The organism is Amycolatopsis sp. NPDC051371, assembly GCF_040682155.1.
Classification (GTDB): Bacteria; Actinomycetota; Actinomycetes; order Mycobacteriales; family Pseudonocardiaceae; genus Amycolatopsis.
In genome coordinates this window covers 1-12,613 of sequence record NZ_JBFBAG010000069.1, presented here as the reverse complement: position 1 = coordinate 12,613, position 12,613 = coordinate 1, and the positions used below count along the sequence as shown (strand labels likewise).

Here is a 12,613-nt window from a genome sequence, read left to right as displayed (position 1 = left end):
GAGGTTTCCGGCGTTCACCGTGACCGTGAACCGCGAAGCAGGCTCGTGGACCGCGAAGGTGACCGACGGCCTAGACGCCGCGGGCGACTTCAAGCGGTTCACTGATATAGACCCCGGCATGCGGAAGATCATCGCGAACCTGACCGGCCTCCCGTCCGAGCGGTTCTACCTCCGGTGGCGCTACGAGTTCGAAGACGAGGACGCCACCGAGCTCGTCCTGCAGTACCAGGAGGCGCACCGGATCGCCGAGGACGTGGCCGAGTGGCGGGAAGGCGTCCGCGCCCGCCTGGTCTCCACGCTGAACGGCCAGATCTCGCAACGGGCGATCGCCGACCTGCTCGGGCTGTCGCACCAGCGCGTCAACCAGATCACGCACGCTCCGGTGCCCGAGGCGGCCGACGTCGTCAAGCCCGGCCGGTGGGTGCCGCTCTAGACCAGCCAGGCGGCCGAGTCCGCCGGCAGCTTCCCGTCCACCAGCGGGCTGCTGCTCAGCAGCACCTCGCCCGGCGGCAGGGCAATGGGCGAGGCGGACGTGTTCAGCGCGCACACCAGCCCGCCGCTCTTGCGGCGGAACGCGAAGCAGCCGGCCGGAGCGCCGTACCACTCCAGCTCGTCACCGCTGAACGCCGCGTGCGTCTTCCGCAGCTCGATCGCCTGCCGGTACAGGGAAAGCGTCGAATCGGCGTCTTCTATCTGCTTCTCCACCGTCAAGCCGGCCCACTCGCCCGGCATCGGGAGCCACGTCCGCGGGTTGCGGGAGAACCCGAACGGCGGCAGGTCGCCCTCCCACGGCAGCGGCACGCGGGAGACGTCGCGCCCGAACTCGGCCCCGCTCGTCTTCGCGCGCGGATCGGCCATCTCCGAAACCGGGATGTCGACGTTGGCCAGGCCCAGCTCTTCGCCGTTGTACAGGTAGACCGCGCCGGGCAGCGCCAGCTCGACCAGCGCCATCGCCCGCGCGCGCCGGACGCCCGCGGCACCCCCGCCGTAGCGGCTGACCTGCCGCCAGACGTCGTGGTTACCCAGCGTCCAGGTCGCGGGCGCGCCGACCTTCGCCGGCACCGTCAGGGAGCGCTGGATGGCCGTGCGCATGGCGTCGGCGTCGAAGTGGGTCAGCACCAGGCGGAAGTTGAACGCCAGGTGCAGCTCGTCGGGCCGCAGGTACCGGGACAGGCGTTCCTCGTCGGTCACCCAGATCTCGCCGACCGCCATGGCTTCGGGGAATTCGTCGAGCACCTTGCGGATCATCTGGTGGATCTCGTGGACGCCGTCGTAGTCCCACCGCGGGTCGTAGTAGTGGCTCGGCCCGAGCGCGTCGGCGCGCGGGTCCATGTCCGGCAGGCCGGGCGGCTTGGCCATGCCGTGCGCGACGTCGATGCGGAAGCCGTCGACGCCGCGTTCGAGCCAGAACCGCAGCGTGCGTTCCAGGTCGGCGGCGACCTCCGGGTTGGTCCAGTTGAGGTCCGGCTGCTGCGGCGCGAACAGGTGCAGGTACCACTGGCCGTCCGGCACCCGGGTCCACGCCGGGCCGCCGAACGCGCTGACCCAGTTGTTCGGCGGGTCCTCGCCCTTCGGGCCGACGCCGTCGCGGAAGACGTAGCGATCGCGCTCCGGGCTCCCCGGCGCGGCCGCCATCGCGGACTTGAACCAGGCGTGCTGGTTGCTGGTGTGGTTGGGCACCACGTCGACGGTGATCTTGATGTTGCGCTTGTGCGCCTCGGTCAGCAGCACGTCGAAGTCGCCGAGGGTGCCGAACATCGGGTCGACGTCACGGGGGTCCGCGATGTCGTAGCCGTGGTCGGCCATCGGCGAGCGGTAGAACGGGGTCAGCCACAGCGCGTCGACGCCCAGCAGCTCCAGGTAACCGAGCCGGGAGTGGATGCCTTCCAGGTCTCCGACGCCGTCGCCGTCCGAATCGGCGAACGAACGTACGTAGACCTGGTAGAAGACGGCATCCCGCCACCAGTCCGGCCCGGGTCTCATACGAAGCTGTTCATCATGCTGTGCGCGGCCATCTCCAGGTAGGCCCAGAGCTGCCCGCGGTAGGGCTCCTCGAGGTTCTCCTCGTCGACGGCGATCCGGATGCAGCGCAGCCAGGCGTCACGCTCGATCGGCCCGATCTTGAACGGCGCGTGCCGCATCCGCAGCCGCGGGTGCCCGCGCCGGTCGGAGTAGGTGTGCGGGCCGCCCCAGTACTGCATGAGGAACAGCCGGAAGCGCTCCTCGGCCGGCCCGAGGTCCTCCTCGGGGTAGAGCGGGCGCAGGATCTCGTCCCGCGCGACTTCTTCGTAGAACCGCGCGACGATCCGGTGGAACGTGGGTTCGCCACCCACCGCTTCGTAGAGGTTCGCCGGTTCGCTCACTGCAGACACGCCTTCCATTTTGCCCTCCGGGTGCGGGTTCCCGACGTCCGGTCCCGCCCCTCGCCGGAAGGTCGCGAACCCGTTTCCCAGCGTAACCACGCGCGCCGGGTCGTGAGGTACCTCACGACCCGGCCGCGGGGCGCTACTTCTTCTCGATCGCGGCGGCGGAGTTCGGGAACAGCCGGCCGAGCGGCGGCTCGAAGCCGGCTTCCTCCAGGGCCGCCAGCAGCTGGGCGCGCAGGGCCCGCTGGACCGCCCACTGCTTGCCCGGGCGCACCTTCACGGTCAGGCGCAGCTGGAGACCCTCCGGGGTGACGCTTTCCACCCCCAGCATCTCCGGTGGCTCCAGGATGTTGTCCTTCAGCGCGTCGCTCTCGGTCGCGGTCGAGGCCGCTTGGCCAAGGACGGTGGTCGCCCGCTCGACGTCGGCGGTGTAGCCGAGCGGGACGTCGACGACCGCGACCGCGAAGCCCTGGCTCGAGTTGCCGACGCGCAGCACCTCGCCGTTGCGGACGTACCAGACCGTGCCCTTGAGGTCGCGCAGCGTGGTGATCCGCAGGCCGACCGCCTCGACGGTGCCGGTCGCCTCGCCGACGTCGACGACGTCGCCGACACCGTACTGGTCCTCGACCATCATGAAGATGCCGGACAGGAAGTCCTTGACCAGGTTCTGCGCGCCGAACCCGATCGCGACGCCGATGATGCCCGCCGAGGCGATGATCGGGCCGAGGTCCAGGCCGAGCTCGCCCAGCACGAGGATGAAGCCGAGGCCGTAGATCAAGAACGTCGCCATCGACTTCAGCACCGAGCCGATGGTCTGGGCGCGCTGGCGGCGCCGTTCGATCACGGCCGTGCCGAGTACCTCGGGGGCGCGCTCACGCAGCGGGCGCAGCAGCGCGGGGAGCTTGCCGCTGCCTCGGGGCAGCGTCGTGACGCGGTTGATCATCCGCCGCAGGAGCAGCCGCACGACGAACGCGATCACGATGATCATCAAGATCTTCAGCGGCTTGGTCAGCAGCCAGTTCGCCGAGCCCGCCAGCCACTCGTTGTTCGTCGCCAGATACACCTGGTGACAGAAGGTGCTCACGTCGTCGACGCACGGCGGCTTGGCGGAGGGAAGCAGAGGGGACACGGGGGTTCGATCATCCTTCCGATCAGGTCGGTGAGCCCAACTCCTGGTGGATGTCGGGTCGCGCGGATGTGACACGTCTTGTAACACACGTGCGCTGGGGGCCTGTTCTGTGGTCGACTATGCCTACGCCCCTGGAGGTGGTCGAGTGCCAGACCGACAACCCAGCCCCCGCGGTGTCTCCGGCCAAGCCATGGCCGTCGAGACGCCAGAGGTGGTTCTGCGCGCCTATCCGGGGGGTTCCGCATCCGGCGGAGCCGTCCCGGCCGGGCCGGGGAACCGCCCAGGGGGAGTTACCCGCCCGCCCGGACAGCGTAGTAGAGGCCGGGATCCGGCAGCCCCGGCCTGGGGCCGGCGCCGGGTGCTCCTGCTCAACGCCACCTTCGAGCCGCTGACCGCGTTGCCGCTGCGGCGGGCCGTGGTGCTGGTGATGTGCGGCAAGGCCGAGGTGGTGCACGGCGACCCGGGCGGCATCGAGTTGCATTCGGCCAAGGTGTCGCTGCCCCTGCCCTCGGTGATCCGGCTCAGCACGTACGTGCGCGTGCCCTACCGGGCGCAGGTGCCGCTCACCCGCGCCGGGCTGATGCACCGCGACCGGTACCGCTGCGCCTACTGCGGAGGGCGGGCCGAGACGATCGACCACGTCATCCCGCGCAGCCGTGGCGGACCGCACGCCTGGACGAACTGCGTCGCCTGCTGCGCCAAGTGCAACCACCGCAAAGCGGACAGGCTGCTCTCGGAGATCAACTGGCGGCTGCGCGTCGTCCCGCGTGCCCCGCACGGCCCGCACTGGCGGCTGCTCGCGCACTCCAAGGAGGCCGACCCGCTGTGGCGTCCGTATCTGGGCTCCGCGGCCTAGCTGTTTCGGGCGCTCGGGGCGGAGCCCCGGACGACGGCGACACAGCCTTCACCGGCTGACGGAGCCCGGACATGCCGGCGCCCCGGCTGCCTTGCGGCGGCCGGGGCGAGCCGGGTGCTTGCGCGTGTTCAGGTAGTGCGTGCGTCCCTGGAGTACGGGTCAGGCAGCGAGCGTGTAGTCGCTCTGGCAGGTGACTCGCGTGCCCATCGTGACGCGAGTGCCACGGGTGACCCGCGTGCCGCGCGTGACTCGAGTGCCGCAGGTGACGCGCGTCCCCGCCGTCACGCGGGTGCCCATCGTGACGCGGGTGCCCCTGGTGACCCGGGTGCCTCGCGTGACCCGCGTCCCCGCCGTCACCCGGGTGCCCATGGTGACGCGCGTTCCCGCCGTGACCCGTGTACCGCGAGTGACGCGTGTACCCCGGGTAACCCTTGTGCCCGCCGTCACACGTGTTCCGGGCACGAATTCGATTTCGCAGGGTGACGAGGTGGTCTCGGTGATCGCCTGTGCGGGGGTGTGGACGCTGTTCATGGCAAGGCCTCCTGGGACCGGTGCGTTACCTGCTGGGGCTGGGGAGCGGGGCGCAAGGCCCGTACAGGTGAAAAAGCTACGAGGATTTCAAGGCTGCGACAAGACGACAGCGGCGGGTGCGGCCGCCTGTACGTTGAGTTGCAACCTTTCGGCCCGACGGTCTTCGCCCCAACGTTCCAGTGGCCGCGAGCCAAGCGGCGGACGGCACTCGGCTTACGACGAACGGTCGAGTGCGGCGCGCGCGGTGAGTTCGGTGGCTGAAGTGGCTGAAGTCTTCTCGGAGGTCATCCGATACGCTCAGCGCCGTGAACATCGTCGAGACGATCCTGGTCTTCGCCGTGATCCCGCTGGCCATCTACGGCATCGCCGGGCTGCTGACGCTCCGGCGCAGGTCCGGCGGCGCCGCGCGGTACCGGTCCGGCCAGGCCTGGGACTACCCGGCCATGTGGTGGAGTGCCAACCCCGAAGGGCTCGGCGCCGGGCACCGGCACGCCGCCGCCGAGAACAGCGCGCCCGAGGGCGCCCCGACCGCGGCAGGAGGCGCTCGTGGCAACTGGTGAGCTGACGAAGCGCGTCGACGAGTCCGAACTGGGCTACGGCGAGGCTCTGACGTCGAGCGGCCGCGTGTCGGCCGCGAAGATGTACGAGCCCGAAGCGCCGACGAGCCCCTTCAACACGCGACAGCTGGCCCGCCTCGACGAGGCGCTGACGTTCGCGAGCCGCGAGACGGGTCTGGACTTCAGCCTGTACGTCGGTGAGCTGGGCGACGACAGCCGCTCGGCGGCGGAGAAGCTGCACGCGACGACGGCGAACCCGTCGAACTCGGTCCTGATCGCGGTCTCCCCGGGCGAGAAGCTGATCGAGATCGTGACGGGCAAGGCGGCGTACGTCCGCCTGCCCGACCGCGGCGCCAAGCTGGCGGTGGCGAGCATGGTGGCGTCCTTCAAGGAGGGCGACTTGGTGCGCGGGCTGGTGAACGGCCTGGTGAACGCGCTGCGCATGCTGTCCGACCAGGCGGGCCCCGCGCCCCGCTGATCTGAGACCCGAAGAGCCCCGCACCTCGGTGAGGTGCGGGGCTCTTTCACGTCCGGCGCGAGTTGCGCCCGGGTTCGGCGGACTCCGGCAGTGTCTTGAATGAGTCATTCAGGGCGTGGGAGGTCCTGAATGACTCATTCAAGACCTCGCCGGAACCGCCGCCGCCGGAAGCGAGCCGCGGTGCCGGTCTGTGGTGAACGACCCGTTCACCGCGCCGGACGACATGAACGACTCTTTCATGTCGTCCGGGACCCGAGATGCCGAAGAGCCCCGCACCGGCTTGCTGCGGGGTCTGACCTGCAGTTAAGCCCACCTTACGGGCGTCAGACGCCCGTAAGGTGGCCTTAACGGCACTTGGCCTCAGGCCTGGGCGTCGAAGTCCCGCGCCGCCAAAGCCCGCACGATCCCTGCCCGGCCCTCCGAAACCAGCCGCCGCAAAGCCTGCGAGTGCTCACCGGCCAGCCACTCGTCCGACGCCGTCACCGTCTCCGGGGCCACCGCCCACGACGGGTACAGCCCGATCGCGATCGGCTGCGCGCGCTCGCTCGACCGACGCTGCCACACCTCGTCGATCACCTCGAAGTACCGCGGGACGTACGAGCCGAGCAGTGCCTTCTGACCCGGGTGGGAGAAGCCCGAGATGAGCGAGTCGCTGACCGCGTTCGGCAGCTCGTCGTCGTACACCGCGCGCTGCCACGCGTCGGCCTTGGCCTCCTCCGTCGGGCGCAACGCCCGCGCGCGCTCCGCCTGGCGGCGGCCCGTCGCCGTGTTGTCGCGGGCCAGCTCGGCGTCGATCTCCGCCGTGTCCGCCTTGCCGTGCGCCACCAGCGCGTGCAGGAGCCGCCAGCGCAGGTCCGTGTCCACCGTGAGACCGGGAAGCGGCGCCGAGCCGTCCAGCCAGCCCGCCAGCACCTCCAAAGTGGCGGCGTCCAGCACCGACCCCGCCAGCGAGTTGACGAACGCCAGCTGGTGGTCCGATCCCGCCTCGGCGGCGTGGACCAGCTCCAGCAGCCGCGTGGTGAACGCCGGCCACCCGCGCGAAGCCGCCCACTCCTGCTCCGCGTAGGAGTTCAGCGCCGTCTGGGCCTGCAGCAGCAGCCGCTGGACGACGCCGACCTCGGTCTCGGTGTGGATGCCGCGCTGGACCAGCGTGACGAAGTCGCGGGCCTTCAGCTCGGCTTCGCGGGTCATCTCCCACGCCGCCGACCAGCAGAGCGTCCGCGGCAGCGACTCGGTGATGTCGGCGACGCGGTCGATCAGCGTCGTCAGCGACGCCGGGTCGAGGCGCATCGTGCAGTACGTCAGGTCGTCGTCGTTGACCAGCACGAGCTTGCCCGCGGGCCGGCCGACCAGGGCGGGCACCTCGGTGCGCTCGCCGTCGACGTCCAGCTCGACGCGCTGGGTGCGGACGATCTTGCCCGAGCCGTCCTCGTCGTAGATCCCGACGGCGACGCGGTGCGTGCGCAGCTCACCGGCGCCCGGCTTCGCGCCGGACTGCACCACGGCGAACGAGGTGAACGTCCCGTCCGCGCCGACCTCGTAGCGCGGGCTCAGCGAGTTCAGCCCGGTGGTCTCCAGCCACTGCGCGCTCCACCACGACAGGTCGCGCCCCGACGCCTCTTCCAGCGCGCCCAGCAGGTCGGCCAGCGTCGCGTTGCCCCAGGCGTGCTTGCCGAAGTACACCTTCAGGCCGTCGAGGAAGTGGTCCAGCCCGACGTAGGAGACGAGCTGCTTGAGCACGCTCGCGCCCTTGGCGTAGGTGATGCCGTCGAAGTTCACCTCGACCGCGTGCAGGTCGACGATGTCCGCGGCGATCGGGTGCGTCGAGGGCAGCTGGTCCTGCCGGTAGGCCCACGACTTCTCGATGTTCGCGAAGCTCGTCCACGCGTTCTTGTACTCGGTCGCCTCGGCCTGGGCCAGGACGCTCGCGAAGGTCGCGAACGACTCGTTCAGCCACAGGTCGTCCCACCAGCGCATGGTCACCAGGTCGCCGAACCACATGTGCGCCATCTCGTGCAGCAGCGTCTCGGCGCGCCGCTCGTAGGCGTAGCGGGTGACGCGGCTGCGGAAGACGTAGTCCTCGAGGAACGTGACCGCGCCGGCGTTCTCCATCGCGCCGGCGTTGAACTCCGGCACGAACAGCTGGTCGTACTTCGAGAACGGGTAGGGCGTGCCGAACGTCTTGTGGTAGAAGCCGAAGCCCTGCTTGGTCTCGGTGAACAGCCGGTCGGCGTCCATGTGCTCGGCCAGCGACGCGCGGCAGTAGATGCCGAGCGGGATGGTCTTGTGCTCGTCGGCGTACTCGTCGCGCCACTCGGCGTACGGACCGGCGATCAGCGCGATCAGGTACGTCGAGAGCCGCTCGGACTCCTTGAACACCGTGCGGACGGCGCCTTCGGGGGTCTCCTCGGTGGACTCCGCGGCCGTGTTCGAGATGACCTTCCAGTCCTTCGGCGCGATCACGGTGAGCCGGTAGACCGACTTGAGGTCGGGCTGGTCGAAGCAGGCGAACATCCGCTTGGCGTCCGCCGTCTCGAACTGCGTGTACAGGTAGACGCCGTCGTCGACCGGGTCGACGAACCGGTGCAGGCCTTCGCCGGTGTTCATGTACCGGCAGTCGGCGGTCACGGTGAGCTCGTTCGCCTCGGCCAGGCCGGCCAGCGCGATGCCCTTGTCCTCGACGTACGCGCTGACGTCGACGTCCGTGCCGTTCAAGGTGGCCGCGTGCACGCGGTCGGCGACGATGTCGACCCACGTCCGCTCGCCGGCCCGGGCGCTGGAGAACCGGACGGTCGTCTTCGACGCGAAGGTCTTCTCGCCGGGGCCGCCGTGGCCGTCGGTGAGATCCAGCTGGATGTCGTATCCGGTGACATCGAGCAGGTCCGCGCGCAGCTTGGCTTGGTCGCGGGTCAGGTTGGGGGCGGGCACAGGCACCTCTGGTCGTTGGTATCGGTTTTCAACTCCCCGCATCCAATCATGGGGACGGGGTGGCGGGCGATGGGGAACAAGCCCGGGTCCCCGGGTGTTGGCCCGCTTAGTGGGGGTGTGCCCGCCCCCGGACCGGACCTGACTTCGCACAGGAGAACCTGATGACCGCTGCCGAGCAGCCCACGAAGGTCGACTTCTACTTCGACCCGATCTGCCCGTTCGCGTGGATCACCTCGCGGTGGATCCTCGAGGTGGAGAAGCACCGCGACCTGGACCTGAACTTCCGGATCATGAGCCTGTCGGTGCTGAACGAGGGCCGCGACGAGCTGCCGGAGAAGTACAAGGAGTCGCTGGCGCAGGGGTGGGGCCCGGTGCGCGTGGCGGTCGCGCTGTCGCAGCTCAAGGGCGAGGAGGTGCTGCGCGACTACTACACCGAGTTCGGCACCCGGTACCACAACCAGGGCAACCAGGACCGCGACGCGGTGATCAAGGAAGCCCTTGCCGCGATCGGCGCGCCGGCCGAGCTGTACGACGCCGCGAACTCCACCGTATACGACGAGGCACTGCGGAAGAGCCACCACGAGGGCATGGACCCGGTCGGCATGGACGTCGGCACCCCGACGATCCACATCGACGGCGTCGCGTTCTTCGGCCCGGTGCTCAGCTCGATCCCGCGCGGCGAAGACGCGCTGAAGGTGTTCGACGGCGCCGTCGCGCTGTCGAGCTACCCGGACTTCTTCGAGCTCAAGCGCACCCGGTCCGGTGAGCTGAACTTCGACTGACGCTCCCGAGCGCCACTTTCACGTGAAAGTGGCGCTTCAGGGCGTTGCGAGGGCGGCCAAGGTGACGTCGCTGGGGTAGCGGGAGGCTGCCACGGCGGCCACCTCGGTCGTCTCACCGCGCCCCACCCCGGCCTTGAGCGCGATCAGCTCGTGCAGGCCGTGACGGTGGTAGCGGACGAAGTCGGCGTCGACGGGGTCGCCGTGTCCGGGCACGATCACCCGTGGCTTCAGCGCGAGGAGCGTGTCGAGGGTGTCCGGCCAGGCGGTCAAGTCCGACTCCGAGCTGAACGAGAACGCGCTGAAGCCGTGTTCGGCGTTCTCGACGATGTCCCCGGCGAAGAGCACGTCCGCGTCCGGCACGTGCACGACGACGTCGTGGTCGGTGTGGGCGCGGCCGGGGTGCAGCAGGACGGCCGTCCGGCCGCCGAGGTCGAGTTCGGTGCGGTCGGTGAACAGGTGGTCGGGCACGACGAACTGCGTGCGCGCGATGGCGTCGGCGGTCTCCGCCTTGCCCTGCTCGCGGTAGTAGGCGATCCACTTGGCGCGCGCGTCTTCCGCGTACTCGGTCAGCTCGGCGCGGCAGCCCTCGTGCGCCCAGACGGCGCAGGGCGTGAACCGCTCGGTGCCCCAGGTGTGGTCGAAGTGCGCGTGCGTGAAGACGACCGACCACGGCAGCGGCGTCAGCTCGCGGACCGCCGCCGCCAGCTCGGCGCCCTGCTCCAGGTCGCCGCGGGTGTCGACGATCAGGCAGCGCTCGGCGCCGACCACCAGCCCGACGGTCAGGTCCAGCTCCTCGTAGCGGCGCGCGTGCACGCCGCCGGCGACCTCGATCCAGCGCCCGCTCATGCCAGTACTCCTTCGGTCAGCACGGGAGCAGCATCGCTCACGTCGGGCCGCGCGGCCAGCGTGACGTCACGGCCGTGCCCGGCCTCGGTCAGCTCGCGGCCGGACACGCAGCCCGCGAGCGCCGCGACGTCGACCGATCGGGCGGCGAGCGCGGCTTCGGGGGACAACGACAGGCCGTGCCCGGCCAGTGCCGCGGCGATCGCGCCGGCGCCCATCTGGTCTTCGACGCACGGCCTCAGCGGGCCGAGTGTCTCGCCGTCGCCGAAGATGTCCACGCCCCAGCGTTCCCCGGCGGCGATCAGCCCAACCGGCCCGCCCAGCCCAAGCGCCTTCGCGGCGACGGCGGAGGCGTTGCGCAGGCAGCCGGCCAGCACCCGTGCGCCGGTCGCCGCGGCGGCGGCGCACAGCGTCGCGCCGTTGGGCGAGGGGAGCGCGAGCAGCGTCCCGGGCGGGATTTCCGTCACAGAAGCCGGCCTGAGGGTGAACGTGCCTTCACCCGCGATGACCGCCCCGGCCGCCCTCGCCTGGGCTACGCCGCGCTCGTCACGCCATCGCACCGGCAGCACGCGGCCGCCGCGGCCGACCACGAGATCCGTGGTGGTGCCGAAGGAAAGCACGTCGACGACGACCAGCACGGCGCATTCCCGGCCGAGGGCGGCCACGCCTTCGGCACCCCAGTCGAGCCGGACGTCGTAGCCGGATTGCGCCCAGATGCCCACCCCCGGAGCATGCCCGAAACCGGCCTTGGTGGCAGACTTCCAGCCGTGCGTGTCTACTTGGGATCCGACCATGCCGGTTTCGAGCTGAAGAACCACCTGGTGGCTCACCTGGAGAAGCAGGGCCACGAGGTCACCGACATCGGTCCGCAGGTGTACGACGCGGCCGACGACTACCCGGCGTTCTGCGTCGAGACGGCGCTGCGCGTGGTGGCCGACGAGGGCAGCCGCGGCATCGTCGTCGGCGGCTCCGGCAACGGCGAGCAGATCGCCGCGAACAAGGTCCCCGGCGCGCGGGCCGGCCTCGCGTGGAGCGTCGAGACCGCTCAGCTGTGCCGGGAGCACAACCACGCCCAGCTGATCGGCGTCGGCGCCCGGATGCACACCGCCGAGCAGGCCACCGAGATCGTCGAAGCCTTCCTGGCGACCGAGGTCTCGCCGGAGGAACGGCACGCGCGCCGCGTCCAGCAGCTGCTGGACTACGAGCGCACCGGCACCCCGCCGGCGCTGCCGGAGGCCTGATGCCCGAGGGGCACACGCTCCACCGGCTCGCGCGGCTGCACAAGCGCCGGTACGCCGGAGCCCCGGTCGAGGTCAGCAGCCCGCAGGGCCGGTTCGCCACCGAGGCGTCCCGTTTGGACGGTCAGCTGTTCCTCGGCGCGCAGGCGTACGGGAAGCACCTCTTCCACGACTACGGTCCACACGGGATCGTGCACATCCACCTGGGGCTGTACGGCACCTTCGGCGAGTCCGCGCTGCCCGCGCCGGAGCCGGTGGGGCAGGTCCGGCTGCGGCTGGCCGGCCGGACGCACTGGACGGACCTGCGCGGGCCCACCCGCTGCGAGCTGCTTTCCCCGAATCAAGTGGACGCGATCAAGGCGCGCCTCGGCCCGGACCCGCTGCGCCGCGACGCGAAACCCGAGCAGGCGTGGGAGCGCATTTCGCGGTCGAAGACGTCGATCGCGGCGCTGCTGATGGACCAGGCGGTGCTGGCGGGCGTCGGCAACGTCTACCGAGCCGAGGTGCTGTTCCGCCACGGCGTCGCGCCGCTGACCCCGGGCCGCGCGCTCGACCGGGCGTTGTGGGACGACATGTGGGCCGACCTGGTGGTGTTGATGCGCGACGGCGTCCGCGTCGGCCGGATCGACACGGTCCGCCCCGAGCACCTGCCGGAGGCGATGGGCCGCGCGGCCCGCGTGGATCGCCACGGTGGCGAGGTGTACGTCTACCGCCGGGCCGGGGAGCCGTGCCTGGTGTGCGGGACGCCGGTGGCGAACTCGGAGCTGGTGGGCCGGAACCTCTACTGGTGCCCCACCTGCCAGAACTGACCAGCGCCGAGCTGAAGCCCGGCACCAAGGTCTGGGTGCCGCGGGTGAAGAAGTACTTCGTCATGGAGGACGGCTGCGACGAGTGTTCCGACGACT

Annotated in this window: 14 protein-coding genes; 7 read left to right on the top strand and 7 right to left on the bottom strand. The window is 70.6% G+C overall.

Going from position 1 to position 12,613, the window contains the following annotated elements; translation table 11 throughout:
• The first annotated feature begins 25 nt into the window (after positions 1 to 25).
• Positions 26 to 433 (top strand): hypothetical protein, encoded by a 408-nt coding sequence (locus tag AB0M59_RS48690; RefSeq protein WP_364629579.1) that lies wholly within the window; start codon positions 26 to 28, stop codon positions 431 to 433.
• Here the strand turns inward: AB0M59_RS48690 and AB0M59_RS48685 are convergent.
• The 3 genes from AB0M59_RS48685 to AB0M59_RS48675 all read right to left on the bottom strand — a co-directional run bounded on the left by AB0M59_RS48685 (position 430) and on the right by AB0M59_RS48675 (position 3,495).
• Positions 430 to 1,983 carry a glycoside hydrolase family 13 protein gene (locus tag AB0M59_RS48685; RefSeq protein ID WP_364629577.1) on the bottom strand — a complete coding sequence of 518 codons (1,554 nt, stop codon included), beginning with the start codon at positions 1,981 to 1,983 and terminating at the stop codon, positions 430 to 432. The two genes, AB0M59_RS48690 and AB0M59_RS48685, sit on opposite strands and share 4 nt — an antisense overlap.
• Positions 1,980 to 2,381 (bottom strand): globin, encoded by a 402-nt coding sequence (locus tag AB0M59_RS48680; RefSeq protein WP_364629574.1) that lies wholly within the window; start codon positions 2,379 to 2,381, stop codon positions 1,980 to 1,982. The genes AB0M59_RS48685 and AB0M59_RS48680 overlap by 4 nt, the downstream gene beginning before the upstream one ends.
• 124 nt (positions 2,382 to 2,505) lie before the next feature.
• A complete protein-coding gene (locus AB0M59_RS48675; RefSeq protein ID WP_364629571.1) occupies positions 2,506 to 3,495 on the bottom strand; it encodes a mechanosensitive ion channel family protein in 990 nt (329 codons plus the stop codon).
• 358 nt (positions 3,496 to 3,853) lie between these two features.
• On the opposite strand from AB0M59_RS48675, the gene AB0M59_RS48670 reads away from it, so the two are divergent.
• Positions 3,854 to 4,351 (top strand): HNH endonuclease, encoded by a 498-nt coding sequence (locus tag AB0M59_RS48670; RefSeq protein ID WP_364629569.1) that lies wholly within the window; start codon positions 3,854 to 3,856, stop codon positions 4,349 to 4,351.
• A gap of 159 nt (positions 4,352 to 4,510) precedes the next feature.
• On the opposite strand, the gene AB0M59_RS48665 is transcribed toward AB0M59_RS48670, so the two are convergent.
• On the bottom strand, positions 4,511 to 4,882 hold the full coding sequence (locus tag AB0M59_RS48665) for a hypothetical protein (protein ID WP_364629567.1): 372 nt from the start codon (positions 4,880 to 4,882) through the stop codon (positions 4,511 to 4,513).
• Positions 4,883 to 5,187: 305 nt separating this feature from the next.
• Here AB0M59_RS48665 and AB0M59_RS48660 point away from each other — a divergent pair, with 305 nt between their 5' ends.
• Together AB0M59_RS48660 and AB0M59_RS48655 are read left to right on the top strand one after the other, a co-directional pair.
• Positions 5,188 to 5,442: a hypothetical protein gene (locus AB0M59_RS48660; protein WP_364629564.1), complete on the top strand. Its 255-nt coding sequence runs from the start codon at positions 5,188 to 5,190 to the stop codon at positions 5,440 to 5,442.
• Complete coding sequence (locus AB0M59_RS48655) at positions 5,429 to 5,917, top strand: DUF5130 family protein (protein WP_364629562.1); 489 nt, start codon at positions 5,429 to 5,431, stop codon at positions 5,915 to 5,917. The genes AB0M59_RS48660 and AB0M59_RS48655 overlap by 14 nt, the downstream gene beginning before the upstream one ends.
• A 360-nt stretch (positions 5,918 to 6,277) precedes the next feature.
• Here AB0M59_RS48655 and pepN read toward each other — a convergent pair whose 3' ends face one another.
• Positions 6,278 to 8,845 carry an aminopeptidase N gene (gene pepN, locus AB0M59_RS48650; protein WP_364629653.1) on the bottom strand — a complete coding sequence of 856 codons (2,568 nt, stop codon included), beginning with the start codon at positions 8,843 to 8,845 and terminating at the stop codon, positions 6,278 to 6,280.
• Between the two features lie 161 nt (positions 8,846 to 9,006).
• On the opposite strand from pepN, the gene AB0M59_RS48645 reads away from it, so the two are divergent.
• A complete protein-coding gene (locus AB0M59_RS48645) occupies positions 9,007 to 9,627 on the top strand; it encodes a DsbA family protein (RefSeq protein WP_364629560.1) in 621 nt (206 codons plus the stop codon).
• Positions 9,628 to 9,663: 36 nt separating this feature from the next.
• On the opposite strand, the gene AB0M59_RS48640 is transcribed toward AB0M59_RS48645, so the two are convergent.
• A complete protein-coding gene (locus tag AB0M59_RS48640) occupies positions 9,664 to 10,473 on the bottom strand; it encodes an MBL fold metallo-hydrolase (protein WP_364629557.1) in 810 nt (269 codons plus the stop codon).
• Positions 10,470 to 11,192 (bottom strand): 2-phosphosulfolactate phosphatase, encoded by a 723-nt coding sequence (locus AB0M59_RS48635; RefSeq protein ID WP_364629554.1) that lies wholly within the window; start codon positions 11,190 to 11,192, stop codon positions 10,470 to 10,472. Before AB0M59_RS48635 ends, AB0M59_RS48640 begins: the two co-directional genes overlap by 4 nt.
• Positions 11,193 to 11,237: 45 nt before the next feature.
• Here AB0M59_RS48635 and AB0M59_RS48630 point away from each other — a divergent pair, with 45 nt between their 5' ends.
• Together AB0M59_RS48630 and AB0M59_RS48625 are read left to right on the top strand one after the other, a co-directional pair.
• Positions 11,238 to 11,711 carry a ribose-5-phosphate isomerase gene (locus AB0M59_RS48630; protein WP_364629551.1) on the top strand — a complete coding sequence of 158 codons (474 nt, stop codon included), beginning with the start codon at positions 11,238 to 11,240 and terminating at the stop codon, positions 11,709 to 11,711.
• Positions 11,711 to 12,517, top strand: a complete 807-nt coding sequence (locus AB0M59_RS48625) for a DNA-formamidopyrimidine glycosylase family protein (RefSeq protein ID WP_364629549.1) — start codon at positions 11,711 to 11,713, stop codon at positions 12,515 to 12,517. The genes AB0M59_RS48630 and AB0M59_RS48625 overlap by 1 nt, the downstream gene beginning before the upstream one ends.
• Positions 12,518 to 12,613 lie beyond the last annotated feature (96 nt).